The following is a 24,868-nucleotide window of genomic DNA, read 5'->3' on the forward strand; positions in this document are numbered from 1 at the left end:
GGCGAGCCGAGCGGTTCATCCGTCGCCCTGTCAGCCGGCGGTGATGGGAATGCGCCGGGCCACGCGCTCGGCCTCCGGACGGGTCAGGTCGACGTGCAGCAGACCGTGCTCCAGACGCGCGCCGGCCACCTCCAGCCCGTCGGCCAGGACGAAGCTGCGCACGAAGCCGCGCGCCGCGATGCCCCGGTGCAGAAAGGCCTGTTCGCCCTTGGCGGCGTCGTCGCGCTTGCCGGCGACCGTCAGCTGGCGGCCTTCCAGCGTCACGTTCAGATCCTCGGGAGAGAAGCCGGCCACCGCCAGGGTGATGCGCACCCCGGCGTCGCCGATCTGTTCGACGTTGTAGGGCGGATAGCTCTCGGCCGCCGCCTTGGCCGCCCGGTCGATCAGGGTCCGGGTATGGTCGAAGCCCAGCAGGAAGGGGCTGTCGAACAGGATGGTGCGCGTCGTCATTCTGGTCCTCGTCAAAGCGACCGGCGCCGGTCCTCGTCCCCCGCGATCGGCGAGACGTCCGGCGAAGGGAAGATGGGGGGCCGCAGCCCCCCGATCAACCGTCGTCAGACCTTTGCGGCCCGCCCCTGGGTCCAGCGGTACAGGCCGAAGGTGAGCGCCGCGAAGCCGACGATGCCCGCCGCCATAGCCGGCCATGCGGTTCCCGCGGGGATCATGGCGAAGGGCGCGTCGTCGCGCGTGGCGACGATGACGCCCGCGGTCAGGACGCCGAACAGGCTCTCGCCCACGATCAGGCCGGACGCCAGCAGCACCCCCATGCGCCGCGCGACGGGGGCGTAGGTGGTGGAGGCCGTGGCCCGCTCGTACAGCCAGCCGCACACGGCGCCGATCACCAGCATGGTGGTCACGGCGGCCGGCAGATAGAAGCCGATGCCGACGGCCAGAGGCGGCAGCTTGACCCGTCCCTTGGTGGCCCGTTCCAGCACCGCGTCCAGCACGATGATGACCACGCCGATCACCGCGCCCAGGCCGATCAGGTCCCAGCGCAGGTCGCCGCCGATGACGCCGCGCGCCAGGGCCGAGATCAGCGTCGCCTGGGGCGCCGCCAGGGTCTGGGCCCCCTCGACGATGGCGGGCGGGCCGCCCTCGAAACCGAAGGCCTGGTTCAGCAGGTTCAGGATGAAGGGGATGACCAGCGCCCCCGCGCCGACGCCGACGATCAGCGCGACCTGCTGACGCCACGGCGTGGCCTCGACCAGCTGGCCGGTCTTCAGGTCCTGCAGGTTGTCGTTGGCGATGACGGCCACGGCGAAGACCACGGCGGTCACGATCAGGGCGAAGGCGATGATCGACGGATCGGCCGGCACCCCCGCGACGGCCATCACCCCCAGCATCAGCACCGAGGCGATGACGATGGCCAGGATGCCGACGCCCGAGACGGGGCTGTTGGACGAACCGATCAGGCCGGCCATGTAGCCGCAGATGGCCGCCACGGCGAAACCGATCAGCACCACATAGACCAAGCCGCCGCCGACCAGCAGGACGGTCGATCCGGCCAGGGCCGGCGCGCTCTGGGCGAACCAGGCCAGCAGGCCGGCGATGCCGATCAGGCAGACCAGGGAAAGTCCGCCCACCAGCTTGATCGGCAGGTCCATCTCGGTCCGCTCCAGCGTCTCGCCGTGCGAGCGGCGGGCGTTGGCGGCCAGGGCCGAGGTCAGGCCCCCGACCAGCGGCCCGGCCAGCTTCAGCAGGGTCCAGATGGCGGCGACGCCGATCACGCCGGCCCCCATGAAGCGCACCTCGCGGCTCCACACCGTCCCGGCCAGCTCCTCGGCGGACACGCCCGCCGGCAGGGTCGAGGCGATCGACGGGACGCCGTGCGCCGTCAGCCAGGCGACCGTGTCCGGGCTGGTCAGGATCGGCACGGCGATCGCCCAGGCCAGCACCAGGCCGAACAGCTGCGCCAGTCCGACGGTCAGGCCGATCAGGTGGCCGGCGCCCAGCAGGGCGAACTGCATGCCGAAGCCCATGCCCGTGGCCCCGCCGCCCAGGGCCGCAGGCAGCTTGAAGAAGCGCGCGGCCTCGCCGGCGAAGACGCGGCCTCCCACCAGCAGCGCATAGCCGGCCGAGGCGACGGCCCCGGCCACCACGACCCACAGGCCCGACTTGTTCTCGCGCACCGCGCTTTCGCTCTGTTCGGCGCCGCGCGAGCCGACCTTCAGCACCTCGGCGGCGGCGACGCCCTCTGGATAGGGCAGGCCGCCGTTGACCACCAGGGCCCGGCGCAGCGGGATGGAGAAGGTCACGCCCAGAACCCCGCCCAAGATGCAGATCAGCACCGACTGCCAGAAGGGGAAGGACAGCCACCAGCCGATCATCACCAGGCCCGGCAGGACGAAGATGATGGAGCTCATGGCCCCGCCGACCGAGGCGACGGTCTGGACGGTCATGTTCTCCCAGATGGTCGAGGTGCGGAACGCCCGCAGGATTGCCATCGAGATCACCGCCGCCGGAATGGCCGAGGCGAAGGTCAGGCCCACCAGCAGGCCCAGATAGGTGTTGGCGGCGGTGAAGATCACCGCCAGCAGGCACCCCAGCACCACGGCGCGGAGGGTGAGTTCGAGCCGCTTGCCGCCTTTCGCGGCCGCGGCGTTTGCATCAGTCATCGGAAAGTCCCCACGGTTCGCAGCGACCGTAAGCGCATAATGTCGCAGGCGCCTAGAGGCTGATCGGCCCAGGCCCGTCGGCGCGCGAGGCCAGCCGGCCCGCCGCGCCGCTGGATCGGACCCGTCGGGCGGGCTAGGACGGGCCATGCCCGAACTTCCCGAGGTCGAAACCGTCAGACGCGGCCTGACGCCGGTGCTGGAGGGCGCGCGGTTGACGCATGTGCGGATCAACCGCCCCGATCTTCGGTTCCCCTTCCCCGAGCGCTTCGTGGAACGGCTGGAGGGCGCCCGGGTCGAGCGGATCGACCGCCGCGCCAAATATCTGCTGGCGCCCCTGTCGACCGGGGAGACGTGGATCACCCACCTGGGCATGACCGGCCGCTTCACCCTGGATGGCCGCCAGTTGGGCGAGTTCGAGGAACCCGCCCCCATCGCCGGCAAGCACGAGCATTTCAGCGCCTGCGCCGAACGCGACGGCCGCACCCGCATCGGCTTCGCCGACGCGCGCCGCTTCGGCTTCATGGGCCTGATCCCCACGGCCGAGGTCGAGACCCATCCGTGGTTCGCGGGCCTGGGGCCGGAGCCGCTGGGCGACGGCTTCTCCGGCGCCCATCTGGCCGAGGCCTTCGCCGGCAAGAAGCAGACCATCAAGGTCTCGCTGCTGGATCAGCGCATCGTCGCCGGGCTGGGCAACATCTATGTCTGCGAGGCTCTGTTTCGGGCGCGCATCTCGCCGCTGGTCGCCGCCGGCGCCGTGTCGCGGCCCCGGCTGGAGCGGCTGGCGACGCAGGTCCGCGCGGTGCTGGACGACGCCATCGCGGCCGGCGGCTCGACCCTGCGCGACTTCGCCAACGCCGAGGGCGGACAGGGCTATTTCCAGCACCGCTTCGACGTGTACGGCCGCGAGGGCCAGCCGTGCCGGGGCGAGGGCTGCACCGGCGTCGTGCGCCGCATCGTCCAGGGCGGGCGCTCGACCTTCTACTGCCCCAGTTGCCAGAGACGGTGAGGCCATGAGCCTGCGCGAACGTCACCTGTGGATCGCCATCATCGTCACCGTGGGCGTGTGGGGCCTCTATGGCTGGCGGCTGGTCTCGCACGTCGCGGCGGGCGACCTGAAGGGCCAGGGCTTCGCCGCCGACATGGGCGGGCTGTTCGTGCTGGGGCTGGCGCTCATCGCGGTCGGGGAAGGCGTCCTGACCCTGGTCGCGCGCCTGGCGCCCTGCGGACGCGAGCGCGAGGGCGCGGCCGAGCGCCGGGCGGCCCTGACCGCCAGCCACGTCTCGCTGATGGCGCTGATCGGGCTTCTGTCGGCGGTGGCGGCGACCCTGTTCGTCCTGGGCCTGATCGGAGATCCCGTCCTGCGGCCCCTGCTGCGCTGGACCACGCCGGCCAACCTGCTGGTTCTGATCGCCAACGCCCTGCTGGCCTGTCTGGTCCTGTCGGAACTGGCGCGCTTCGGCCTGACGCTGGCCTATCTGCGGACGCGACGGTGAACCGGGGTCAACCAATGGCCCCGATCCGACGTTAGGTCGCCGCCATGCTTCGCCTTCTCGCCGCCCTGTGCCTGTTCATCGCCATCGTCGCCCCCGACGGCGCCGACGCCCAGGCCCCGAGCCGCACCCCGCCGTTCCATTCGGATCGGATCATCGTCGAGACGCGCGGACGCGGGCCGGACGTGATCTTCATTCCCGGCCTCGGCTCGACCGGGGCGGCGTGGCGGTCGACGGCGGACCGGCTCGACGACCGCTATCGCGTGCACCTGGTGACGCTGCGCGGCTTCGGCCAGACCGACATCTGCGCCAATGCGGGCGGCGGCCTGTCCGGACCGGCCGCCAACGAGATCCGCCGCTATATCCAGACGCAGGGCCTGCGCCGGCCCGCCCTGATCGGCCACTCGCTGGGCGGGCAGATCGCCCTGAGGGTCGCCGCCGACATGGTCGAGGGCGTGGGGCGGGTGATGGTGGTGGATTCCTCGCCCTTCTTTCCGGCCCTGGTGGATTCCCGCGCCACGCCGGGCCAGGTCGAGCCGCTGGCGCGCCTGGGCTACCAGGCCCTGATGCTGTTCGGGGACAAGGCGCTGGCGGGCCAGGTGTCGGCCCTGGGCGGCGACCTGGGGCTGGCGGGCGACATGGTGTTCAACGGTCTGGGCCTGCAGGGCGGCGACCGGCGGGTGCTGGCCCAGGGCCTTTACGAGGCGCTGACGGTGGACCTGCGCCTGCGCCTGCGCGACATCACCGCCCCGGTCACGGTCGCCTATGGCTGGAGCGCCGACAGCCGCAACCCCCGCAACCGGCTGGAGGGGCTATATCGCCACGGCTTCGCCACCCTGCGCCAGCCCGCCCGGTTCGAGCGGATCGAGGGGGCCGAGCACCAGGTGATGATCGACCAGCCGGACCGCTTCCTGGCCGCGGTGCGCCGGTTCCTGGGCTAGGCCAGACCTCTCAGCGCCTCCAGCACGCCCTTGCCGTAGCGGTCCAGCTTGGATTGGCCGACGCCCGAGACGGCGGCCAGCGCCGACAGGTCGCCGGGTTCGGCGTGGGCGATCTCCAGCAGGGTCTTGTCCTGGAAGATGACATAGGGCGGCACGTGCTGTTCGGACGCGCGGTCGCGGCGCCAGGCGCGCAGGGCCTCGAAGCGGGCGCGGACGTCGGCGTCCATCGTCTCCAGGGCGGCGTTGCGGCCTTCGCCGGAGCGGTCGCGTCGGCGCGGCGCCGCGTCGGCGCGGAGCGGCGCGCGGCGAACCTCGACCTGGCGTTCGGCCTTGTAGACCGCGCGGACGGCGTCGGGATCGCCCAGGCCGACCAGCGGCTTGCCGTCGTTGGGATCCTCGACCAGCAGGCCCTCGAACAGCAGGTGGTCGACGATCTCGCGCCACGAGTTCAGCGAGATCTCCCGGCCGACGCCCCAGGTGGACAGCTGCTGCTCCCACGGCTGGACGTCCTTGGTGCGGCCGGTCAGATGGTCGATAACCCGCCCCCGGCCGAAGCGTCCGCCCAGCCGCTGGACCGCCGCCAGGGCCTTCTGGGCGGGCACGGTCGCGTCATAGAGCTGGGGCGGATCGGAACAGACGTCGCAGACGCCGCAGGGCGCCGCGTCCTGTTCGCCGAAGTAGCGGCGCACCGCCTGGGGCCGGCAGACCGCCCCGTCCAGCATGGCGAACAGCTGGCGCACCTTGCGCACCTGCACCTGCTTGACCTCCTCGGCCATCGGGCGGCCGTCGAGGCGGCGCAGCGACCAGGCGATGTCGGACGGGCCGTACAGGGTGATCCCCTCGGCCGGTTCGCCGTCGCGCCCGGCGCGGCCGATCTCCTGCCAATAGGCCTCAAGGCTGCCCGGCGGATCGGCGTGGATGACGAAGCGGACGTCGGCCTTGTCGACCCCCATGCCGAAGGCGATGGTGGCGACCATGACCGCCCCGTCCTCGGCCAGGAAGCGCTCCAGCCGGCGGTCGCGCTCCCGGGTGTCCATGCCCGCGTGATAGGCGATGGCGTTGGTCCCGGCGTCGCGCAGGGCCTGGGCCACGCGGTCGCAGCCGTCGCGGCTGCCGCAATAGACCACGCCGGACTTGCCGCGCCGCTCGCGCACCATCTCGATGACGCGGGCGTCGGTCTTGGCGCGGGACGCATTCTCCTTGCGCTCGGCCGACAGCTGCAGGTTCGGGCGGGCGAAGCTGTCGACGAAGACCTGGGCGCCCTCCAGCCGCAGCGAGCGCAGGATGTCGTCGCGGGTGCGGGCGTCGGCGGTGGCGGTGACGGCGATCCGGGGCACGCCGGGGAAGCGCTCGGCCAGAAGGCCCAGATTGCGATAGTCGGGGCGGAAGTCGTGGCCCCACTGGCTGACGCAGTGGGCCTCGTCGATGGCGATCAGGCTGAGCGGCAGCTCGGCCAGCCGGTCCAGCATGGCGCCGGCCGCCAGCCCTTCCGGCGAGACGTAGAGCAGGTCCAGCTCCCCGGCCCGGGCGGCGCGCCAGATGGCCGAGCGGTCATCCAGAGAGACGCCGGAATCGAGCCGCGCGGCGGCCACGCCCTGCTGCTTCAGCGCCTCGACCTGGTCGGTCATCAGGGCGATCAGCGGCGAGACGACCAGGCCCAGGCCGGGACGCAGGATGGCGGGGATCTGGTAGCAGACGCTCTTGCCGCCGCCGGTGGGCAGGACGGCCAGCACGTCGCCGCCGGACAGGATCTGGCCGACCACCTGGCCCTGCAGGCCGCGGAAGTCGCCGTGGCCCCAGACGCGGGACAGCAGGGCGCGGGCCTGGTCGAGGCCGGGCGTCTCTGTCAGGGCAGGTCGGGACTGCGCGGCGAGCATCCTTGAGTTGTGCACGATTTGTTCCGGCAGGCAAGCGATCGGCCGACCCGATCGTCAGCCCGGGCAAGCGCTCAGGCGTCGAGCGCGGGAAGCTGGGCGAACTGGCCGCCGGTGCGGTAGCGCCACAGATAGGAGGGGGCGATGGCCTCCATCCCCGTCGGATGGACCACGCCCAGGTCGGCCAGGGTCGCGGCGCCCGGCGCGACGACGTTGTCGACTTCCAGCATCAGCACCTGGTCGCGGGTCAAGGGCGGGGTCAGGCCGAACAGGCCGACCATCTCCAGCGCGGCGCCCAGCGGGCGGGCGACGACGAAGGGCACGGGGGCCAGCAGGCGGTCGCGCCCGGTCTCGCGCTTCACCAGCTCCAGCACCTCGCGGAAGGTCCAGACCGAGGGTCCGCCCAGTTCGTAGGTCTGGCCCGCAGCCGCGCCCTGGACAACCGCGCGGGCGATCGCCTCGGCCACGTCGCCGACATAGACGGGCTGGAACTTCGTCTCGCCCCCGCCGATCAGCGGCAGGACGGGGCTGAAGGTCGCCATCGAAGCGAAGCGGTTGAGGAAGCCGTCGCCGGCGCCGAAGACCAGCGACGGGCGCAGGATCACCGCGTCCGGATGGACGGCGCGGATTTCCTGTTCCGCCTGGGCCTTGGACCGGGCGTAGGCCGAGGGGCTGTCCAGGTCGGCGCCGATGGCCGAGATCTGGACCACGCGGCGCACGCCGGCGGCGCGGGCCGCCTGGGCGATGGTGCGGGCCGCCTCGACGTGGACGGCCTGGAAGCCGCGGCGCTTGCCGCCGTCGTGAAGGACGCCGACCAGGTTGACCAGGGCGTCCGACCCCCGCAGCGCGCGGGCCACGTCGTCGGGGTTGGTCACGTCGCAGCGCATGAACTGGATCTGGCCGGGGTCGCCCAACGGCTGGACCTCGATGGCCAGGACCGGGTTGCGCACGGCCACGCGGATGCGCCAGCCGCGACGGGCCAGGGCGCGCACGGCCTGCGACCCGATGAAGCCCGATCCTCCGAAAAGGGTCACCACGCCAGGCGCCAGGTCAGCCATGGGAAAAGCTCCAGTCGAAATCAGTGTCGGCGGGATAGACGATAGGGCGCCGCGCCGCAACGCGGGCGTTGGCGGCCAAGCTGGCGATCGGGGCGCCGACGCCCATCTGTGGCCGATGCAACTGTTCACCATCGGTTACGAAGGCGCGACCCAGGCCCAGGTCATCGACCGTCTGAAGGCGGCCGGGGTCGAGGTCCTGGTCGACGTGCGGGCCATCGCCGCCTCTCGCCGGGCCGGCTTTTCCAAGACCCTGCTGGGCGAGAGCCTGAAGGCCCAGGGCGTCGACTATGTCCATCTGCGCGGCCTGGGCACGCCCAAGGCCGGGCGCGACGCGGCGCGCAAGGGCCATGTGGCGGAGATGCGCGCCATCTTCGCCGACCACATGGCCGAGCCGCAGGCCCAGATGGACTACGCCCGGCTGAAGGCCCTGGCGGCCGAGAGGCGCGTCGCCCTGCTGTGCTTCGAGGCCGACCCCGCCGGATGCCACCGCGCGGTCCTGGCCGAGCGGCTGGCGCACGAGGACGGGGCGCGGATCGTCAATCTGTGATTTCGGACCCCTGGGCGGAAAAAGACCGTCTGAATAGTGTGAATCGTGTGAAATCGGCGTCGGTCGGCTCCTCCCCTTTCGTCACCCTGGGGCTCGATCGGATGATCAGGCGCGGGCGTGGTCGGGAAGGATCGCACGGTTTTGGGGCGTGTTAGGCCGAAGGCCCCGCGGGCCGCCTAGAGCGCTGATGTTCCAGCCCTTCAGGCTCGGAAATAGGATGGCGACGCCCCCTTTCGCCGTTCCGGGCGGAGGGCCGTTTCGCCCGGACTGACGGAAGGAAGGGATGAGGGCCGCGCCTCACCCCTCCTCGTCGGGCGTCAGGGCCGGCCGACCAGGTCGTCGACCGAGCCCGAGGTGACCGGGTGGTACAGCGGCCGCGCCTCGGCGTAGATGCGGCGCGCGATGGGGCGGCCCCAGTCGCCCTCGGCCCACAGGGTCTGGAACAGCGGATAGACGAACTTGCGCCGGCCCTGGCTGGTCAGGAACTTCTCGGCCGTGGCGACCGCGGGCTGATAGCGGTGGGCCAGGGCGATCTGCAGCCAGGCGAAGGTCAGTTCGCTGTTGCCCTCGTTCGCCAGGTTCAGGGTCGATTCCAGGTCGGCCAGCTGGGCCGGCGTCAGCCAGTCGGCGTTTGCGCGCAGACCCTCGGGCCGCCAGCCCAGGAAGCGCTGGCGCTGCTGGGTGTTCCAGTCCGCCCAGGGGATGGCCGAAGCCGGACCCTTGTCGCGGAAGAAGGCCAGGGCGGCGGCGTCCACCGGTTCGAAGGCGTGCGAGACCGGGGCGACGGCGTTGGAGGGCAGGCCGGGCTGATAGACCCAGGCGTCCAGCTGAAGTTCGGCCTCCAGCGCGGCGTCGCCCTTGACCAGATTGGCGCGGATGTCGTCCAGGAACATGGCCGTGGTCATCGGCCGATAGGCGTTGCGGTCGAAATAGCCGCGCAGCCAGGCGTCGAACCGCTCGCGGCCCGCGATGCGCTCGATGGTGCGCAGGAAGGCCGAGCCCTTGTCGTAGGCGATGGTGTTCATGCCGTCGTCGGGATCGCGGCCCTTCAGGTCCAGGTGCAGCCGGGTGTCGGCGGCGGGCAGGGTCTTCAGCTCGTCCTGCAGCCCGTCCCAGCTGAGCACCTGTTCCTGGACCGCGCGGTCATGGCCGTAGAGCGACTCCATGATGCGGTTCTCGAAATAGGTGGTGAAGCCCTCGTTCAGCCAGAAGTCGTTCCAGGTGGCGTTGGTGACCAGGTTGCCCGACCAGGAGTGCGCCAGTTCGTGCGCCACCAGCGACACCAGCGAGCGGTCGCCGGCGATGATGGTCGGGGTGGCGAAGGTCAGCTTGGGGTTCTCCATGCCGCCGAACGGGAAGCTGGGCGGTAGGACCAAAAGGTCGTAGCGGCCCCAGCGATAGGGGCCGTAGAGCTTCTCGGCGGCGTCCACCATCTGGGCGGTGGGCTCCAGCTCCCAGGCCGCGGCGCGCAGGCGGCTGGGCTCGGTCCAGACGCCGGTGCGCGCGTCGAACGGGGCGAAGGCCAGGTCGCCCACGCCGATGGCGATCAGATAGGGCGGGATCGGATTGTCCATGCGGAAGCGCCACGCCTTCATGCCGTTTCCGGCCGGCTCGCCCTGCGGCGTCAGGTGGTCGGCGCTCATGACCACGGTCAGGTCCTCGGGCGCGACGATGCGGGCCGAATAGGTCTGGCGGATGCCGGGGCTGTCCTGGGTCGGCACCCAGGTGCGGGTCAGGATCGCCTGGCCCTGGCTGAACAGATAGGGCTTGTCGCCGCCGGCGGTCTGGGCGGGGGTGAGCCACTGCAGCGCCGCCGCGTCCGGCCGGGTGGAATAGCGGATGGTGATCTTGCGACGCTCGTCGGCGGCGAAGGCCGGGAAATAGACCGTCAGGGGCTGGCCCTTGATGGCGTCGTCGTCGCCGACGACGAAGCGCAGCGGCTGGCCGGCCGCGTCGCGCACGTCCTGGATGTCCAGGTTGCGGATGTCCAGAATCACCTCGTTGGCGCCGGGGACGGCCAGGATGTCCAGGGTGGCCGTGCCCGACAGCGTCTTGGCGTTGAAGTCGGCGGTCAGGTCCAGCGCCACGTCGACGACGCGGGCGATCTCGGGCCGGGCGTAGGTGTGGCTGTCCACGGCCTCCGGGCCGGGCGCGGGGGCGATGGCGGGCGGCGTCATGGCGGCGCCTCCGGTCGGGGTGGAACAGGCGCTGACCCCCAGGGCGGCGGCGAGGGCGAGGGCGGAGACGAGACCGAAGGCTTTGCGCTTCATCGAGGCTTTCCGGGGCTGACCATGACGACGGCCCGGAGAACGCGCGGAAACGGCGAAAAGATCAAGCCTCGGCGGCGACCTTGGCCGACGGCAGGTGGTGGGCGCGGAACAGGCGGCCCTTCTCGGCGAACAGCACCATGGCCAGCGCCAGAAGGCCATAGACCGTCAGGCCGACCATCATCGGCACGGTGGTCCCGTTGAACTGCTGGCCCACCGCGAAGCCCGCCAGGGAGCCCAGGATGGTCGACAGGAACCCCTGCGCGGACGAGGCGGTGCCGGCGATATGGCCCATCGGCTCCATCGCCATCGAACCGAAATTGCCCGCCATCAGGCCGAAGCAGAACATGGTCAGGGCCTGCAGCACGCCGAAGGTCCAGATCGACTCCACGCCCGCCAGCGCCACGCCCGCGTGGATGGCCGCGATGACGATGAAGGCGATCAGCGCCGTGTGCGAGATCAGCCGCGAGCCCAGCCGCCCGACCAGCCGGGCGTTCAGCAGCGAGGCCACGGCGATGCCGCCGGCGATGGCGGCGAACACCAGGGGAAAAACGGACGGGGCGTGGAAGACCTGGGAGAAGATCTGCTCGGCCGAGTTGATGAAGCCGAACAGCCCGCCCATCAGGGCGCCCATGGCCAGGGTGTAGCCCAGGGACACGCGGTTGGTCAGGGCCTCGCGGAAGCCGGCGACGATGCGCGGCAGGCGGATGGGCTGGCGATATTCGGGGTGCAGGGTTTCGGGCAGGCGCAGCAGGGCCCACAGCATGACCGACAGGCCGAAGACCATCAGCACGCCGAAGATCCAGCGCCACGGGCCGAACTGCATGATCAGGGCGCCGACGGACGGGGCCAGGATGGGCACGCCCAGGAAGACCAGGAAGCTGAGCGACATGACCCGCGCCATGTCGCGGCCGCTGTAGCGGTCGCGCACGATGGAGACGACCAGCACCCGCGTCGCCGCGCTGCCCAGGCCCTGGCCGATGCGGGCCGCGATCAGGGCGTCGAAGGTCGGCGCCAGGGTCGCCAGCAGGCTGAACAGCACATAGACGCCCACGCCCGCCATCAGGATCGGCTTGCGGCCGAACCGGTCGGCCAGGGGGCCGTAGATCAGCTGGGCGGCGCCGAAGCCCAGCAGATAGGCGGTGACGACCCATTGCACGCCGTTGGCCGACTGGACGGCCAGGTCCTGGCCGATGTGCGGCAGGGCCGGCAGCATGGAATCGATGGCCAGGGCGTTCATCGCCATCAGGGCCGCGACCAGGCAGACGAATTCGACGAAGCCGGGCTTCTGGGCGGGCGTTGACGCGGCGGAAGTGGTCATCCGGGCCAGATGCGCCATGACCGCCCCGGCCGCAACCATGCGCGTGTCATAAATTGCTGCAATGCAGCGAAATCGAGCTTGAACGGGGATCGCCTCGCCAAGGACGCCAAGCTCGGCTAGAGGAAGTCATGACAGACAAGATGACAGCCCAGGCGGCGCTGGACCGCCTCGAAACCCTCTACACCCGATCCGTGACCAACCTGCGCGACGCCGTGCGGGACTTCGTCGAGACCGGCGCCCGGCCCGATCCGGTCCGGCGCGCCGAAGGGGTGTTCGCCTATCCCGAACTTCGCATCCGCTGGGACGGCGACCGGCCCCAGGACCTGGAGCCGCGCGCCTACGCCCGGCTGTCGAAACAGGGCCGCTATTCCACCACCGTCACCCGGCCGGACCTGTTCCGCCCCTATCTGACCGAACAGCTGGGCCTGCTGGAGCAGGAATACGGCGCGACGTTCGAGGTCGGGGTGTCGAACCAGGAAATCCCCTTCCCCTATGTGACCGACGGTCTGGACGTGGCGCTGGACCGGTCGATGACCGCGGCCCTGGCGCGCTGGTTCCCGACCACGGACCTGGCCCATATCGGCGACGAGATCGCCGACGGCCTGTTCGACATGGCCGGCGACTTCCCCCTGTCGCACTTCGACGGCCTGCGCACCGACTTCTCGCTGGCCCGGCTGCGCCACTACACCGGCACGCCGGTGGACGACGTCCAGTCCTATGTGCTGTTCACCAACTACAACCGCTATGTCGACGAGTTCGTGCGCTGGGCCATCGAGCAGCTGAAGCGGCCCGACAGCCCGTACGAAACCCTGTCGTGCGCCGGCGGCGTGGTCATCACCAAGGACACGCCCAACCCGGAAGAGGCGATCAGCGACACGGCCTGGAAGAAGCACCAGATGCCGGCCTACCACCTGACCGCGCCGGGGCATAAGGGCGTCACCCTGGTCAACATCGGGGTCGGGCCGTCGAACGCCAAGACCATCACCGACCACCTGGCGGTCACCCGCCCGCACGTCTGGCTGATGATCGGCCACTGCGGGGGCCTGCGCGCCAGCCAGACCATCGGCGACTACGTGCTGGCCCACGCCTATCTGCGCGACGACCATGTGCTGGACGCGGTGCTGCCGCCCGACATCCCGATCCCGTCGATCGCCGAGGTGCAGCGCGCCCTGTACGACGCCACCAAGTCGGTCAGCGGCATGCCCGGCGACGAGGTCAAGCTGCGCCTGCGCACCGGCACGGTCGTCACCACCGACGACCGGAACTGGGAGCTGCGCTATTCCAAGTCGGCGCTGCGCTTCAACCAGAGCCGGGCCGTCGCCATCGACATGGAAAGCGCCACCATCGCCGCCCAGGGGTATCGGTTCCGGGTGCCCTACGGGACGCTGCTGTGCGTGTCGGACAAGCCGCTGCACGGCGAGATCAAGCTGCCGGGCCAGGCCAACCGCTTCTACGAGGGCTCGATCTCCGAACACCTGCAGATCGGCATCCAGGCGGTGGACCTGATGCGGCGCGAAGGCCCGCGCCTGCATTCGCGCAAGCTGCGCGCCTTCGACGAGCCGCCGTTCCGGTGAAGGCCGCTGACGGTTGCTGCTTGAGCGAGGGATTTCGGCGATGCCCGCCTGTTCAGGGGCGTCTTCAGCTTTCGGGGCGGCGCAGCAGGTAGAGACCGAAGTCGAGATAATCGCGGCCGAAGGCGAACAGGCTCCTGACCTGGTCGCCGCGTGCGGCGATGGCGGGCGTCTCGGGCCGGTCGGGGTTGGCGGCGGTCCAGTCGCGCACGGCCGCGTCCATCGCCGCCAGATAACGCGCCCAGGTCGCGTCATCGGACAGGCCGGCCGAAACGACCTCCAGCCCGGCGTCGCGCGCGGCCGCCTGCCAGCCCGTATGGTCGGCGTAGAGATTGTTGGCCTCGATCACCTGGCGCAAGGGCGCCGGCGGCTCGCCCTTCCACACCAGGTCGCCCCACAGCAGCCAGCCGCCAGGCGTCAGACGACGACTCAGGCCCGCCATCATCGCGGCGGGTTCGCGCACACCCGCTCCGACCGGCTCGATCACGCCTATGGCGACGATCAGCTGATAGGGCGACTGGTCCGCCAGAAAGGCGCCGGACCAGGCGTGGTGGAGCGTCACGTGATCGCCGACCCCAGCCTGGTCAATCCGCTCGCGCGCCAATTCGATCATGGCGCCGTCGGCGTCCACTGCGTCGAAGTCGAGGGCGAAGCGCCGAGCCAGCTGGATGGCCACGCCGGCGTGGGCGCAGCCGAGGTCCAGCGCGCGGGCGCCAGGCGCCAGGCCCGTGCGCGACACGGCCGCCTCCACATCCGCCATCCCCAGGGCGTTGCAGACCGGAAGCGTCGCATAGGCGACACGCTGGAAATTCACGGACATGGGACACCGGGCGCTGTGTGGACGACGCGAGACAATACGGTCGCGGCAGGCTTGTCGATCCCGTTTGGTTCAAAGGGCAACAGAGCACTTTACAACATAAAGTTCTTGATGCATGGTATCCCGACTTTCAACGGGAGGACGCCATGACGCGCGACACGCAGACCATTCAAGACGACATCGCCTATATGCGGGCCCTGGCCCACGAGGGGCGGCACGCGCCCCTGCTGGCCGGGCCGGTGCTGGTCGCCGCCGCCGTGATCTTCGGCGCCGCCAATCTGGGCCAATGGGCCCTTCAGTCTGGCGTCGTGAGCGTCAGTCCCTGGGCGCAGTTGTGGCTGTGGATCGGCGCGGGCGTCGTCTTCGCAGGCGTGTTGACGGTTCTGATCGGACGGATGAAGGGCAGGCCGGGCTACAACTCCTCGGGCAACACTGCGGTCGGCGCGGCCTGGAGCGGGGTCGGCTATGGCATCTTCGTCACCTGGCTGGGCCTGGTCGCCCTGGCGGTGAAATCGGGCGACTGGCGGTGGATGATGGCGATGCCGACGATCGTTCTGGTCGCCTACGGCTCGGCCTGGATGGTCGGCGCGGCCATGACGCGGACCCGCTGGATGACGATGACGGCCCTGCTGTCCTACGCCGGAGCGGTGGCCGTGGCCTGGTTCGCGGATACGCCGGCGATCTATCTGGCCTTCACCGTCGTGCTGGCGGCCGTCGCCCTGATCCCCGGGCTGATCCTGATGCGGCAGGAACCGTCGGAGGTCGTCTGATGGCGGACGATTTCGACATCGGCCGCATCGACGAGGTGATCCACGGCCGCATCCGCCTGGGGATCATGGCCTATCTGTCGGGCGCCGAGGCGGCGGATTTCGCCACCCTAAAGGCGCGGCTTCAGACCACCGACGGCAATCTGTCGGTCCATCTGCGCAAGCTGGAAGAGGCGGGGTTCGTCGCCGTCGAAAAGACCTTCAGCGGCCGCAAGCCCCTGACCACGGCGCGGCTGACCGACGACGGCCGCACCGCCTTCGTGGCCTATCTGGACGCGATGGCGGGGCTGCTGCCCGCGCGCTAGAAGGGGGCATGAGCCCGCGCATCCTGCGTTTCGACGCCATCGACAACTTCCGCGACTTCGGCGACTACGCCACGGCGGCCGGGCGACGCCTTCGTCCCGGCCGCCTGTTGCGTTCGGCCCATCACGGGCGGGCCAGCGAGGCGGACCTGGAGCGGCTGAAGGCGCTGGGGATCGGGGCGGTGGTCGACCTGCGCCGGCCCGGCGAACGCCGCGACCAACCCTCGCGCCGGCACGCGGGGTTCGCCGCCGCGGTGATCGAGGGGGGCCTGGACGACGGGGCCGAGGCCCCGCACATCGCCTTCCTGAAGAGCGCGGACCTGACCGCCGACAGCGGGCGACGGTTCATGGACCAGACCTATCGCCGCCTGCCGTTCGACCCGGCCTATCTGGACGTCTTCGCCCGCTATTTCCGCGCCCTGGCCGAGACGGACGGGGCGGTGCTGATCCACTGCGCGGCGGGCAAGGACCGCACCGGCTTCCTGGCCGCCCTGACTCATCGGCTGCTGGGCGTCGGCCGCGACGACATGGTGGAGGACTATCTGCTGACCAATACGGCGGTGGACCTGGCGGGCCGGGCGCCGGCTATCGCGCGGCAGTTGGAAAGGATGACCGGGCGGGTCGCCTCCGACGCGGCGGTGGTCGCCTTCCTGGGGGTGGAGGCGGCCTATCTGGAAGCCGCCTTCGCCGAGATCGAGGCGCGGCACGGCACGGTCGACGCCTATCTGGAACAGGCCGTGGGCGTGGACGCCCCCCTACGCGCGCGGATCGAGGCGCGGCTGTCGGCGTGAGCGCGACGGGCGAGACGGTCGTCGTCCTGGATCGTCCGTGGACGGATCCTGTGCGGGTCGCCGCGGGCCTGGGCGGGGGCGACGGCGCCCTGGTCCTGCTGTCGGACGGCGGGCCGGGCGGGCGCTGGTCGCACGTGGCGACCGGGCCGGACCGGGTTCATGCGGGGGCCGTCGAGGCGACCGCCGCCTTCGCCGCCCTGCGCGATCCGGCGTTCGGACCCGGCACGGTCGGGCTGGCCGCCTATGACGCCGGGGCGCGGCCGGCGACGGGACCCCGGGCGCCGATCTGGCCCGACCTGATGCTGGCCCGCTATCCGGCGATGCTGAGCTTCGACCACCAGACGCGGACGGTCCGCGCCATCGGGCGCGGGCGCACGACCGCCCAGGCCGAGGCCGCCGCGCGCCGGGCCGCCGGCTGGCTGGCGCGCGCGGCGACGCCCGCCGCCCCCGCCGCCCCGGCCGAGACCTTCGCGGCCGAGGCCGGCGACGACGCCTATCGCGCCGCCGTCGCGGACGTGGTGGCGCGCATCGCGGCGGGCGAACTGTTCCAGGCCAATGTGGCGCGCGCCTGGGGCGGGCGGCTGAGGCCGGGCGCCGATCCGTTCGACGCCTTCCTGCGCCTGCAGCAGGGCCGGGCCTCGCCGTTCGGCGCCTATTGGCGGATCGGCGCGCGGGCGCTGGTGTCCAACTCGCCCGAACTGTTCCTGGCCTTTCAGGCCGCGACGGGCCGGATCGAGGCCCGGCCGATCAAGGGCACCCGCCCCCGCGCCGCCGACCCGGCCGAGGACGCCGCCCGCGCCGCCGACCTTCTGGCCAGCGCCAAGGACCGGGCCGAGAACCTGATGATCGTCGACCTGATGAGGAATGACCTGGCGCGCGTCTCGCAACCCGGTTCGGTCCGGGTCGAGGCCCTGTTCGCGATCGAGCGCCATCCGACCGTGCATCACCTGGTGTCGACGGTCACGGCGCGGGCGGCGGCGGGGGTCGGACCGGCGGATCTGCTGGAGGCGACCTTTCCGCCCGGCTCGATCACGGGCGCGCCCAAACACCAGGCGATGAAGGTGATCGCCGCCCACGAGCCGCCGCGCGGACCCTGGTGCGGATCGCTGTTCCTGATCGAGGAGGACGGCGGTCTGACGGCCTCGGTCCTGATCCGCACGGCCGCGTTCGAGATGGACGGGGACGGCGGCTGGCGCTTCCGCACCCTGGCCGGCGCCGGGATCGTGGCCGACAGCGATCCCGCCGCCGAACTGGCCGAGACCGACGCCAAGATCGCCGCGATCCGGCAGGCGCTAGCCGGCTAGAGCTCATGCTTGGAGCCTGATCCACCGCATTGAGGGATCGCGAACCGATTCCCTCTCAACGGATCAGGCTCTAGCAGTTGCTGCACTCGACCTGGTCGGTGTTGCGCGGGCGCAGGTACGAGACGTGCTTGAACGTCACCGGCTGGGGCAGGACGAAATCGACCGGCGAGGTGTATTCGAACGCCGATTCCGCGACGACCAGCCCCTCCCCGTTCGGGATCAGATCGAGCGACGGCACCTCATAGACGCTGTTCTTGGCCAGGGGCGTCAGGTCGCCGGTGGCGCGGCTCCAGACGACCTTCACCGTATTGCCGGTGCGGCTCAGGCTGGTGACGCGCTGGCTGAGGTCGGCGTCCGAGAAGGGACGCATGATCTTGTCGCCGATGCCGAAGATGTTGGTGATCTGGCTGGTGTTCAGGGTCGCGTTCTGGGCCGTCAGATCGGCCACCATGGAGGCGACGTGGGTGGTGCGCTTCTGGGCCATGTAGCCCTGGGCGAACTCCACGAGGCCGAAATAGATCATGATGATGGTCGGGGCCAGGATGGCGAACTCCACGGCCGAGACGCCGCGGGTGTCGTGCCGCAGCCGGCGAAGGAAGGTCCGGATCATCGGCCTCATCCCGCCAGCGGGGCCGGCGTGCCCCAGGGTTCGTTGCGGAAGGCGGTGGTGGCGGTCAGCACCGTCTCGCGGCCCGAGCCCGAGGTGCCCTTGGAGAGGAAGGGCGTCAGGACCGGCTGGCGGTACCAGACGGTGACCAGCATCAGTTCGCCCGGTTCGCCGCCGTTATAGGGGTCGTCCGGTCCGGTCGGCTGCTCGACCGGCGGGATCGGATTGGCGAAGTTGTCGACCACCCGCACGTCGACGCGCGCGCGATTGAGGCAGTCGGGGCGGAAGACGTTCATCCGCTGGCACAGGGCCTGTTTGAACTTCACCCCGTCGAAGCCCTGGGATTCGGCCTGGCCGGTGCGGACCAGGCGGCCCGTCTGGATGGTGGCGTTCTCCAGCACCGAATCCAGGGTGATGACCGTCGCCAGCTCGAAGATGGCGAACAGCATCATGAAGAACGGCAGGGCGATCATCGCGAATTCGACCGCCGCCGAGCCGTCGCGCGACCGACGGCGGCGCTGGAGACGGCGCAGATTGGCGATGGACAGGCGCATCCGGGTCAGGGCGTCGTGACGGTTGGAGCCGAGGGCGAACCGACCGCGCCGGTGTCGCCGGCCGCGCGCACGCTGGGGGCGCAGGAGGCGGCGCAGGCCATCTCGGTCGCCTGGCCGCCGCGCCACACGCGCACCGATCCGGTCGAACCGCCGGTGACGACCACCTCGCGCTGGAACAGGGTGCGGCCGATGGCGTCCACGGCGATGACTTCCGTCACGCCATAGCCCTTGCCGGTGATGAACAGGGTGTTGGCGTCGACCACCGAGACATCGGCGATCTGCGGATTGCCGACGATGACCGAGGCGGCCGCGCCCGGCAGTTGGACCCGCGAAGCGCGGTCGATCTCGATGCTCAGGGTGTTGGCCTGGGCCAGGGCGACGCCGGGGGCGACGGCCGGAACGGCGATCAGCGCGAGCGCGCTCAACAGGACGGGAAGGCGGGACATGGCGACCCTGATGAATAAGGCGCGCACGCGCGGGACGTCCGCGAGGATGCGCCGCAATCCTCAACAAAGGATTTCGGACCGTCATGCATATTTTTCGTGGTGAATCAGGGGGTAACCAAACGCCGTGACCTCACTTTAACGGCTGTCGGGCATTTTGATCCTGCGTTTTGGGGGTCAAGCGGGCTGCCGGCTCCCCCCGCCAGTTGCTCGCAGATCAAATCGAAAAGGGATTACCATGACCAAGTTCGTTTCGCGTTTCGTCAAGGACGAGTCCGGCGCCACCGCCATCGAATACGGCCTGATCGCCGCCCTGATGGCCGTCGCCATCATCACCTGCCTGACCGCCTTCGGCCCGCAGATGAAGCAAGCGTTCACGGGTATCGGCACCAGCATGACCGGCACCAAGAACATCACGGGCTGATCCTGACGTCTGACGCCAAGTCGGAGAAGGCCGGGGCGTTTCGTCCCGGCCTTCTTTCAATTCACGGGACCGGCCCTTCGGCCGATCGACCCGCACGGGCTCCGCGCCCGAGGAGGCGAGCCGGCATGACCGCGCTTATCCGACGTTTCCGCCGCGACCAGTCCGGCGCGACCGCCATAGAATACGGCCTTCTGGTCGGCCTGATGGGCGCCGCCCTGATCGTCTGCCTCAGCGCCTTCGGCCCCGAGATGAAAGAGGCCTTCACCCGGATGGGCGGCCGGATGGCGGCCCCGCCGGACGTGACCTCGAACTGATCGGCGCCTGGGGCGTTGCGATCCCATGAACCTGATCCTGCTGATCATCCTGGCCATGGTCTTCGCCGGCGCCCTGTTCGCCCTGTCGATGGGGATCGAGGGCCGCGGTCGCGGCCGGGTCGATCGCGACGCGGACGGCGAACAGGACGAGCCGGGCGGCCCGGCCTCGGGCGCGCCCTGACGGCGGTCAGGCCATCCACACCATCATGCGGGTGTCCGCATCGGCCCGGCGCGCCAGGCTGAAGGCGCGACGCGTCTCGCCGGTGTAGAGGAAGCCCGCCTTTTCCAGCACCCGCCCCGACGCCGGATTGTCGGCGAAGTGGCCGGCGACCAGGGCGCGACGGCGCCACTTGCGGCTGGCCCAGACCAGGGCGCCCTCCAGGGCCTCTGTGGCGAAGCCCCGGCCCCAGAATTCGCGGCCGATCCAGTAGCCGGTCTCGGGCACGCGGTCCTCACCCTCGAACAGGCCGATCACGCCGACGGGACCCTGGTCCTCATGCTCGATGACGAAGGTGCTGGCGCGCGCTGGGTCCTGGGCGGCGACCTGCACGACGAAATCCTCGGCGTGCTTCACATGGAAGGGATGCGGCATCCGCTTGGTCATGCGGGCGATGTCGATGTCGTTGGCCAGGGCGGCGATGCGCGGCGCGTCCTGGGGCGCGGGCGCGCGCAGCACCAGACGCCGCGTCTCGACGACGGGGGAGGTTTCAATGACGCACATGGCGGTCGCCTCATTCTCTGGACCGTCTCCTTGGAGGGCTCGGACGGTCTTCGAGGCGGGGAAACGCAAACGGGGAGCCTGGTGATCCAGACTCCCCGCGGAAAATTTCCCTGGTCCGGATCGGCTGCTGGTGGAGCAACGCGATCCGGGCTTTCCAGATGGCGTTACTCGGCGGCCATGGCCTGAGCGTCGTCGTTGGCCGCAAGCACGGACACGTAACAACGGCCGCCACGCTTGGTGGTGAATTTCACGGCGCCCGGGGTCAGGGCGAACAGGGTGTGGTCGCGGCCCATGCCGATGTTCTCGCCCGGGTGGAAGGTGGTGCCGCGCTGACGCACGATGATGTTGCCGGCCAGCACGCGCTCGCCGCCGAACTTCTTCACGCCGAGGCGCTTGGACTCGGAGTCGCGACCGTTGCGCGACGAACCGCCGGATTTCTTGTGAGCCATCGTATCGCTCCGCTCTTTCCTAGCGTCCTATCAGCCGTTCGGCCTACTTGAGGACGCTCCTTATATCCTATGGCGCCGGTGAAGCGCCGGTGAATGTCTTAGGCTTCGTCGCCGGCCGCTTCGGCCTTCTTGGCGGGAGCCTTCTTCTTGGCCGGAGCCTTCTTGGCGGGAGCCGAGCTCTCGACCACGGCGCCCTTGACGTCGGCGCCGTCGGCCTCGGTCACGACCGTCTCGGTCGAACCGATCGAGGAGGTCGCCCCGCGGGTGGCCAGGCCACGCGCGCGCAGGTCGATCTCGGCCTTGGTCAGCAGGTCGATCTTGCCGTCCCACTTGGCGGTCTCGCCGGCGCCTTCGATGCCGGTGATGCGCAGGACCGATTCCATCTGGCGATGGCCGTTCGTGCGGCGATAGCCCTGGCGACGGGTCTTCTTGAAGATCTTGACCTTCTCGCCCTTGCGGGTCTCGATCAGGGTCGCGCCGACGAAGGCGCCGTCGATCAGCGGGGCGCCCAGGGTCACGCCCTTGTCGCCGCCCAGCATCAGGACGCTGTCGAACTTCAGCTCGGCGCCGGCGTCGCCGTCGAGCTTTTCGACGACGATGGTGTCGCCCGGTTGGACCCGGTACTGCTTGCCGCCGGTCTTGATCACCGCGTACATGTTGAAGCCTCAGCGCAAACGCAAAAAAGAGTGCGCCCGCCGGGTGACCCCCGCGGGCGAAGAGCGGCGACATATACGGAAGGCGGTCGCGGAGTCAACGCGATTTGCCGCGTTTTCGGGGTGAATTCGGACGAATCGCCCCTGACGGCTCTCTGCAGCGCTTCGCCGGAGCCGACAAGACGCCCGCAAAGAAAAAGCCCCGCCGAAGCGGGGCCTTTCCAGGTCGGGACCGACGTCGGGTCAGCGGGCGGCCAGCGCGCCCGCCAGGATCACGTCGATCTGACGCGCCACATGATCCGACAGGGCCTGGGCGTCCCAGTTGTCGTAGGCGGCGCGGCGATAGTTGGACAGATAGGCGTCCCAGATCAGCTCGACCAACAGGCGCAGGTCGGCGTCCTGGCTGATCTCCCCGCGCGAGACCGCGTCCTGGAGGATGGCGCCGATGGCCAGCTGCAGCTTCCGGGTGGCGGCGCGGGCCCGCATCTCGGCCGCCAGCGGCTGGAACCAGGACCGGGCGACGATGGCCTGGAACAGCGGCAGCTGGTCCAGCGACGAGTGGTAGCCGGCGCTGAGCGCGGACACCAGGCGGTCGCGCACCGGCTCGCCCTGCGGCGCCCCGGCCTCGACCACCTCGGCCAGACGGGTCATGTCCTCGGTCAGGACCGCCTCGAACAGTTCGGCCTTGTCCTGGAAGTTGGCGAAGACCGCGCCGGTCGACATTCCGGCCCCCTTGGCGATGTCGCGGATCGTGGCCGGCTCGTAGCCGCGCTCGGCGAAGAGCGAGCGGGCGGCCTCCAGCACCTTCTGGCGGGTGCGGATCTTGGCGGCCTGGCGACGGTTCAGACGGGGCTCGGGGGAGGCGGCGATGGAATCGGTCATGAACGGGGGCGTGTACTCTACGAAGGACTCCGAACCCGCGGGGGACGAGACGAAGTTGACTGAAGGGGATCGGCGCGATCCGGGGCGATGGGCGCTGAAGTCTCCGCCGATGCGATGAATACAGAGGCAGCGCTTCCACCACGGAACCATGACAAAAATGGGTCACGGACAAGGCTCCTCGTATAACTACGTACTCTATTCTGTGGGCGACGGACGCCTATGGTTAAGCTGGCTGTTCCTGAGCGCGCGCATGGGGCGGTGGCGACGCGACTCCGGGGTTGCGGCCTGGAAGGCGCGGCGGAACTGGTCGCGCCGTTCGTGGATGGAGGCCAGGACCAGGCCCATCGGCACGCCCAGGTCGACCAGGGTGTTCTCGGCCAGCTGCAGGCTGGCCTCGGTGGTTTCGGGCACGGCGTCGGTGACCCCCAGCGCATAGAGGCGGGCGGCGTGCTGGTCGTCGCGGGCGCGCGCGATCAGGATCAGGTCCTCGCGCAGGGGCCGGGCGACGCGGACGACCTCGTCCACCTTGGCCGGGGAATCCATCGTCACGACCAGGGCGCGGGTGGTCATGACGCCGCAGCGCAGCAGCATCTCGGACCGGCCGGCGTCGCCGTAGAAGACGTCGAAGCCCGCCCGGCGGCCCGCCGCCACCGTGGCCGGATCGGCGTCCACGGCGATGAAGGGCTGGTCATGCTCGCGCAGCATCTCGCCGATCAGCCGCCCGACGCGGCCGAAGCCGACGATGACGGTCGCCCCCTCGCCGGGGTCGGGGACGGCGCCGACCGCATCCGGTCCCGGGTCGTGGGGCGCGCCCGCGGCCGGGCGGGTCAGCCGCTGACCCAGCAGGGCCAGAAGGGGGATGCAGAAGATGCTGATCGTGGCCGACAGGGCGACGGCGGCCGTGATCCCCGGCGAGGCCACGCCCTCGACCAGGCCGGTGGCGAAGACCACGAAGGCGAACTCTCCCGCCGGGGCCAGGACCAGGGCCGTCTCCAGCGCCGGACGCCAGGCCAGGCCCCACAGCCGCGCCAAACCGAAGACGACCGCGGCCTTGACCGCCACGATGGCCAGCGCCAGGCCGAACACCCCCGCCGGGTCGGCCGCCACCGCGTCCAGGTCCAGCCCCAGGCCCACCCCCACGAAGAAGACCCCCAGCAGCAGGCCCTTGAACGGCTCGATCGAGACCTCGACCTCGCGCCGGAACTCGGTCTCGGCCAGCAGCACCCCGGCGACCAGGGCGCCCAGGCTCATCGACAGGCCCGCGGCCTGGGCCGCCAGGCCGGCGCCGATGACCACCAGCAGGCTGGCGGCGACGAACAGCTCCCCGCCCTGCTCGGCCCGCCGGGCGCGCGCGACCGAGCGGAACATCGGCCGCAGCACGATCCGGCCCAGCAGCACCAGCAGCCCCAGGCCGATCGCGGCGGGAACCAGCGTCAGCAGGGCGCGGCCCAGGACGGCCGGTTCCAGGACGCTTCCCCCCAGGCCGGCGCTCTGCGCCAGGGCGGCCAGAACGGTGACGGTGATCAGGATCGGCGCCACCGACAGGTCCTGGGCCAGAAGCACGGCGAAGGTCGAGCGGCCGACCACCCCCTTCAGCCGCCCGCGCTCGGCCAGCACCGGCATGACCACGGCGGTCGACGACAGGGCCAGGCCCATGCCCAGAACCACCGCCCCGGCCAGCGGCTGGCCGGTCAGCATGAACAGGGCCGCCAGCACGACGGTGCAGGCGACGACCTGCATCAGCCCCAGGCCGAAGACCAGGCGGCGCAGAGCCCGCAGCCGTTCCCACGACAGCTCCAGCCCGATCATGAACAGGAGGAAGGCCACGCCCAGTTCGGACAGCTGGGCCAGCTGGCCCGGATCGCTGATCGTGGCCCACGACAGCCATGGCAGGGCGTCGGAGAAGCGCGCCAGCCCGTCCGGCCCCAGCAGGACGCCGGCCGCCAGGAACCCCAGGATCGGGCTGATCTTCAGCCGGTTGACCAGGGGCACCATGACGCCCGCGGCCGCCAGGAAGACCACCAGATCCTTGTATTCGCCGCCGCCGTGCCCGTTGGTCATCCGCCCTCCGTCGCCCGGCGTATCAGAGGGCGCCGCGCGTCGTCTGGCGAGAGGCCGGCGCGCTTTCATGAACTTATTTTAAGGCGACAGGCCCC

27 protein-coding genes are annotated in these 24,868 nt (G+C 70.6%); 12 read left to right on the forward strand and 15 right to left on the reverse strand.

Going from position 1 to position 24,868, the window contains the following annotated elements:
* Positions 1-30: 30 nt before the first annotated feature.
* Both M8231_RS15690 and M8231_RS15695 read right to left on the reverse strand, forming a co-directional pair.
* Positions 31-450, reverse strand: coding sequence for an Hsp20 family protein (locus tag M8231_RS15690; protein WP_249751784.1), 420 nt, complete (start codon positions 448-450; stop codon positions 31-33).
* A gap of 104 nt (positions 451-554) precedes the next feature.
* Positions 555-2,615 (reverse strand): OPT family oligopeptide transporter, encoded by a 2,061-nt coding sequence (locus tag M8231_RS15695; RefSeq protein WP_250201905.1) that lies wholly within the window; start codon positions 2,613-2,615, stop codon positions 555-557.
* Between the two features lie 145 nt (positions 2,616-2,760).
* Between M8231_RS15695 and mutM the strand changes: the two genes are divergently transcribed.
* From mutM to M8231_RS15710, 3 genes are read left to right on the forward strand one after another with little or no spacing between them, the layout of a single operon-like run.
* Positions 2,761-3,621, forward strand: coding sequence for a bifunctional DNA-formamidopyrimidine glycosylase/DNA-(apurinic or apyrimidinic site) lyase (gene mutM, locus M8231_RS15700; RefSeq protein ID WP_249751786.1), 861 nt, complete (start codon positions 2,761-2,763; stop codon positions 3,619-3,621).
* 4 nt (positions 3,622-3,625) lie between these two features.
* Complete coding sequence (locus tag M8231_RS15705; protein ID WP_249751787.1) at positions 3,626-4,108, forward strand: hypothetical protein; 483 nt, start codon at positions 3,626-3,628, stop codon at positions 4,106-4,108.
* A gap of 44 nt (positions 4,109-4,152) precedes the next feature.
* The gene (locus M8231_RS15710) at positions 4,153-5,046 is read left to right on the forward strand and encodes an alpha/beta fold hydrolase (RefSeq protein ID WP_250201906.1); all 894 of its coding nucleotides are present in this window, start codon (positions 4,153-4,155) and stop codon (positions 5,044-5,046) included.
* Here M8231_RS15710 and recQ read toward each other — a convergent pair.
* Together recQ and M8231_RS15720 are read right to left on the reverse strand one after the other, a co-directional pair.
* Positions 5,043-6,923: a DNA helicase RecQ gene (gene recQ / locus M8231_RS15715; RefSeq protein WP_249751788.1), complete on the reverse strand. Its 1,881-nt coding sequence runs from the start codon at positions 6,921-6,923 to the stop codon at positions 5,043-5,045. The genes M8231_RS15710 and recQ overlap by 4 nt on opposite strands.
* Positions 6,924-6,994: 71 nt before the next feature.
* Positions 6,995-7,978, reverse strand: a complete 984-nt coding sequence (locus M8231_RS15720) for a complex I NDUFA9 subunit family protein (protein WP_249751789.1) — start codon at positions 7,976-7,978, stop codon at positions 6,995-6,997.
* Positions 7,979-8,093: 115 nt separating this feature from the next.
* On the opposite strand from M8231_RS15720, the gene M8231_RS15725 reads away from it, so the two are divergent.
* Positions 8,094-8,525, forward strand: coding sequence for a DUF488 domain-containing protein (locus M8231_RS15725; protein WP_249751790.1), 432 nt, complete (start codon positions 8,094-8,096; stop codon positions 8,523-8,525).
* A gap of 317 nt (positions 8,526-8,842) precedes the next feature.
* Here M8231_RS15725 and M8231_RS15730 read toward each other — a convergent pair whose 3' ends face one another.
* A complete protein-coding gene (locus tag M8231_RS15730) occupies positions 8,843-10,795 on the reverse strand; it encodes a M1 family metallopeptidase (RefSeq protein WP_250201907.1) in 1,953 nt (650 codons plus the stop codon).
* Between the two features lie 61 nt (positions 10,796-10,856).
* Complete coding sequence (locus tag M8231_RS15735; protein WP_250201908.1) at positions 10,857-12,113, reverse strand: multidrug effflux MFS transporter; 1,257 nt, start codon at positions 12,111-12,113, stop codon at positions 10,857-10,859.
* Between the two features lie 128 nt (positions 12,114-12,241).
* Between M8231_RS15735 and M8231_RS15740 the strand changes: the two genes are divergently transcribed.
* Positions 12,242-13,687, forward strand: coding sequence for an AMP nucleosidase (locus M8231_RS15740; RefSeq protein ID WP_250201909.1), 1,446 nt, complete (start codon positions 12,242-12,244; stop codon positions 13,685-13,687).
* A 64-nt stretch (positions 13,688-13,751) separates the two neighbouring features.
* Here the strand turns inward: M8231_RS15740 and M8231_RS15745 are convergent, their stop codons facing one another.
* Positions 13,752-14,504, reverse strand: a complete 753-nt coding sequence (locus tag M8231_RS15745) for an SAM-dependent methyltransferase (protein ID WP_249751791.1) — start codon at positions 14,502-14,504, stop codon at positions 13,752-13,754.
* A 143-nt stretch (positions 14,505-14,647) separates the two neighbouring features.
* On the opposite strand from M8231_RS15745, the gene M8231_RS15750 reads away from it, so the two are divergent.
* The 4 genes from M8231_RS15750 to M8231_RS15765 are packed head-to-tail and all read left to right on the forward strand — an operon-like array spanning position 14,648 to position 17,665.
* On the forward strand, positions 14,648-15,271 hold the full coding sequence (locus M8231_RS15750) for a hypothetical protein (protein WP_249751792.1): 624 nt from the start codon (positions 14,648-14,650) through the stop codon (positions 15,269-15,271).
* Positions 15,271-15,573, forward strand: coding sequence for a winged helix-turn-helix domain-containing protein (locus tag M8231_RS15755; protein ID WP_249751793.1), 303 nt, complete (start codon positions 15,271-15,273; stop codon positions 15,571-15,573). Before M8231_RS15750 ends, M8231_RS15755 begins: the two co-directional genes overlap by 1 nt.
* A gap of 8 nt (positions 15,574-15,581) precedes the next feature.
* Entirely contained in the window at positions 15,582-16,361 is a 780-nt protein-coding gene (locus M8231_RS15760) for a tyrosine-protein phosphatase (protein ID WP_250201910.1), read from the forward strand.
* On the forward strand, positions 16,358-17,665 hold the full coding sequence (locus M8231_RS15765) for an anthranilate synthase component I family protein (protein ID WP_250201911.1): 1,308 nt from the start codon (positions 16,358-16,360) through the stop codon (positions 17,663-17,665). Before M8231_RS15760 ends, M8231_RS15765 begins: the two co-directional genes overlap by 4 nt.
* A gap of 70 nt (positions 17,666-17,735) precedes the next feature.
* Here the strand turns inward: M8231_RS15765 and M8231_RS15770 are convergent, their stop codons facing one another.
* Genes M8231_RS15770 through M8231_RS15780 form a run of 3 tightly spaced genes read right to left on the reverse strand, consistent with a single transcriptional unit; the run spans position 17,736 to position 19,272 of the window.
* Positions 17,736-18,275, reverse strand: coding sequence for a TadE/TadG family type IV pilus assembly protein (locus tag M8231_RS15770; protein ID WP_249751794.1), 540 nt, complete (start codon positions 18,273-18,275; stop codon positions 17,736-17,738).
* Positions 18,276-18,280: 5 nt separating this feature from the next.
* On the reverse strand, positions 18,281-18,826 hold the full coding sequence (locus tag M8231_RS15775) for a TadE/TadG family type IV pilus assembly protein (protein WP_250201912.1): 546 nt from the start codon (positions 18,824-18,826) through the stop codon (positions 18,281-18,283).
* 5 nt (positions 18,827-18,831) lie between these two features.
* On the reverse strand, positions 18,832-19,272 hold the full coding sequence (locus tag M8231_RS15780; RefSeq protein WP_250201913.1) for a pilus assembly protein N-terminal domain-containing protein: 441 nt from the start codon (positions 19,270-19,272) through the stop codon (positions 18,832-18,834).
* Positions 19,273-19,507: 235 nt separating this feature from the next.
* Between M8231_RS15780 and M8231_RS15785 the strand changes: the two genes are divergently transcribed.
* The 3 genes from M8231_RS15785 to M8231_RS15795 all read left to right on the forward strand — a co-directional run bounded on the left by M8231_RS15785 (position 19,508) and on the right by M8231_RS15795 (position 20,188).
* Entirely contained in the window at positions 19,508-19,693 is a 186-nt protein-coding gene (locus tag M8231_RS15785) for a Flp family type IVb pilin (RefSeq protein WP_250201914.1), read from the forward strand.
* Between the two features lie 125 nt (positions 19,694-19,818).
* The gene (locus tag M8231_RS15790; RefSeq protein WP_250201915.1) at positions 19,819-20,007 is read left to right on the forward strand and encodes a Flp family type IVb pilin; all 189 of its coding nucleotides are present in this window, start codon (positions 19,819-19,821) and stop codon (positions 20,005-20,007) included.
* A 25-nt stretch (positions 20,008-20,032) separates the two neighbouring features.
* Positions 20,033-20,188, forward strand: coding sequence for a hypothetical protein (locus M8231_RS15795; RefSeq protein ID WP_250201916.1), 156 nt, complete (start codon positions 20,033-20,035; stop codon positions 20,186-20,188).
* Positions 20,189-20,194: 6 nt separating this feature from the next.
* Here M8231_RS15795 and M8231_RS15800 read toward each other — a convergent pair whose 3' ends face one another.
* The 5 genes from M8231_RS15800 to M8231_RS15820 form a co-directional block, all read right to left on the reverse strand.
* A complete protein-coding gene (locus M8231_RS15800; RefSeq protein ID WP_250201917.1) occupies positions 20,195-20,728 on the reverse strand; it encodes a GNAT family N-acetyltransferase in 534 nt (177 codons plus the stop codon).
* Between the two features lie 164 nt (positions 20,729-20,892).
* The gene (gene rpmA / locus M8231_RS15805; protein ID WP_250201918.1) at positions 20,893-21,177 is read right to left on the reverse strand and encodes a 50S ribosomal protein L27; all 285 of its coding nucleotides are present in this window, start codon (positions 21,175-21,177) and stop codon (positions 20,893-20,895) included.
* Between the two features lie 98 nt (positions 21,178-21,275).
* Positions 21,276-21,833: a 50S ribosomal protein L21 gene (rplU, locus tag M8231_RS15810; protein ID WP_249751801.1), complete on the reverse strand. Its 558-nt coding sequence runs from the start codon at positions 21,831-21,833 to the stop codon at positions 21,276-21,278.
* Between the two features lie 240 nt (positions 21,834-22,073).
* Complete coding sequence (locus M8231_RS15815; RefSeq protein WP_249751802.1) at positions 22,074-22,712, reverse strand: TetR/AcrR family transcriptional regulator; 639 nt, start codon at positions 22,710-22,712, stop codon at positions 22,074-22,076.
* 195 nt (positions 22,713-22,907) lie between these two features.
* The gene (locus M8231_RS15820; protein WP_250201919.1) at positions 22,908-24,773 is read right to left on the reverse strand and encodes a cation:proton antiporter domain-containing protein; all 1,866 of its coding nucleotides are present in this window, start codon (positions 24,771-24,773) and stop codon (positions 22,908-22,910) included.
* Between the last annotated feature and the right edge of the window lie 95 nt (positions 24,774-24,868).

It is taken from the genome of Brevundimonas albigilva (genome assembly GCF_023573565.1).
Lineage (GTDB): Bacteria > Pseudomonadota > Alphaproteobacteria > Caulobacterales > Caulobacteraceae > Brevundimonas > Brevundimonas albigilva.

Excerpts from the sequence above, each read along its gene's own strand:
- M8231_RS15690 (WP_249751784.1), bottom strand. The coding sequence starts at position 450 with ATGACGACGCGCACCATCCTGTTCGACAGCCCCTTCCTGCTGGGCTTC.
- M8231_RS15695 (WP_250201905.1), bottom strand. The coding sequence starts at position 2,615 with ATGACTGATGCAAACGCCGCGGCCGCGAAAGGCGGCAAGCGGCTCGAA.
- mutM (WP_249751786.1), top strand. The coding sequence starts at position 2,761 with ATGCCCGAACTTCCCGAGGTCGAAACCGTCAGACGCGGCCTGACGCCG.
- M8231_RS15705 (WP_249751787.1), top strand. The coding sequence starts at position 3,626 with ATGAGCCTGCGCGAACGTCACCTGTGGATCGCCATCATCGTCACCGTG.
- M8231_RS15710 (WP_250201906.1), top strand. The coding sequence starts at position 4,153 with ATGCTTCGCCTTCTCGCCGCCCTGTGCCTGTTCATCGCCATCGTCGCC.
- recQ (WP_249751788.1), bottom strand. The coding sequence starts at position 6,923 with ATGCTCGCCGCGCAGTCCCGACCTGCCCTGACAGAGACGCCCGGCCTC.
- M8231_RS15720 (WP_249751789.1), bottom strand. The coding sequence starts at position 7,978 with ATGGCTGACCTGGCGCCTGGCGTGGTGACCCTTTTCGGAGGATCGGGC.
- M8231_RS15725 (WP_249751790.1), top strand. The coding sequence starts at position 8,094 with ATGCAACTGTTCACCATCGGTTACGAAGGCGCGACCCAGGCCCAGGTC.
- M8231_RS15730 (WP_250201907.1), bottom strand. The coding sequence starts at position 10,795 with ATGAAGCGCAAAGCCTTCGGTCTCGTCTCCGCCCTCGCCCTCGCCGCC.
- M8231_RS15735 (WP_250201908.1), bottom strand. The coding sequence starts at position 12,113 with ATGACCACTTCCGCCGCGTCAACGCCCGCCCAGAAGCCCGGCTTCGTC.
- M8231_RS15740 (WP_250201909.1), top strand. The coding sequence starts at position 12,242 with ATGACAGACAAGATGACAGCCCAGGCGGCGCTGGACCGCCTCGAAACC.
- M8231_RS15745 (WP_249751791.1), bottom strand. The coding sequence starts at position 14,504 with ATGTCCGTGAATTTCCAGCGTGTCGCCTATGCGACGCTTCCGGTCTGC.
- M8231_RS15750 (WP_249751792.1), top strand. The coding sequence starts at position 14,648 with ATGACGCGCGACACGCAGACCATTCAAGACGACATCGCCTATATGCGG.
- M8231_RS15755 (WP_249751793.1), top strand. The coding sequence starts at position 15,271 with ATGGCGGACGATTTCGACATCGGCCGCATCGACGAGGTGATCCACGGC.
- M8231_RS15760 (WP_250201910.1), top strand. The coding sequence starts at position 15,582 with ATGAGCCCGCGCATCCTGCGTTTCGACGCCATCGACAACTTCCGCGAC.
- M8231_RS15770 (WP_249751794.1), bottom strand. The coding sequence starts at position 18,275 with ATGATCCGGACCTTCCTTCGCCGGCTGCGGCACGACACCCGCGGCGTC.
- M8231_RS15775 (WP_250201912.1), bottom strand. The coding sequence starts at position 18,826 with ATGCGCCTGTCCATCGCCAATCTGCGCCGTCTCCAGCGCCGCCGTCGG.
- M8231_RS15780 (WP_250201913.1), bottom strand. The coding sequence starts at position 19,272 with ATGTCCCGCCTTCCCGTCCTGTTGAGCGCGCTCGCGCTGATCGCCGTT.
- M8231_RS15785 (WP_250201914.1), top strand. The coding sequence starts at position 19,508 with ATGACCAAGTTCGTTTCGCGTTTCGTCAAGGACGAGTCCGGCGCCACC.
- M8231_RS15790 (WP_250201915.1), top strand. The coding sequence starts at position 19,819 with ATGACCGCGCTTATCCGACGTTTCCGCCGCGACCAGTCCGGCGCGACC.
- M8231_RS15795 (WP_250201916.1), top strand. The coding sequence starts at position 20,033 with ATGAACCTGATCCTGCTGATCATCCTGGCCATGGTCTTCGCCGGCGCC.
- M8231_RS15800 (WP_250201917.1), bottom strand. The coding sequence starts at position 20,728 with ATGTGCGTCATTGAAACCTCCCCCGTCGTCGAGACGCGGCGTCTGGTG.
- rpmA (WP_250201918.1), bottom strand. The coding sequence starts at position 21,177 with ATGGCTCACAAGAAATCCGGCGGTTCGTCGCGCAACGGTCGCGACTCC.
- rplU (WP_249751801.1), bottom strand. The coding sequence starts at position 21,833 with ATGTACGCGGTGATCAAGACCGGCGGCAAGCAGTACCGGGTCCAACCG.
- M8231_RS15815 (WP_249751802.1), bottom strand. The coding sequence starts at position 22,712 with ATGACCGATTCCATCGCCGCCTCCCCCGAGCCCCGTCTGAACCGTCGC.
- M8231_RS15820 (WP_250201919.1), bottom strand. The coding sequence starts at position 24,773 with ATGACCAACGGGCACGGCGGCGGCGAATACAAGGATCTGGTGGTCTTC.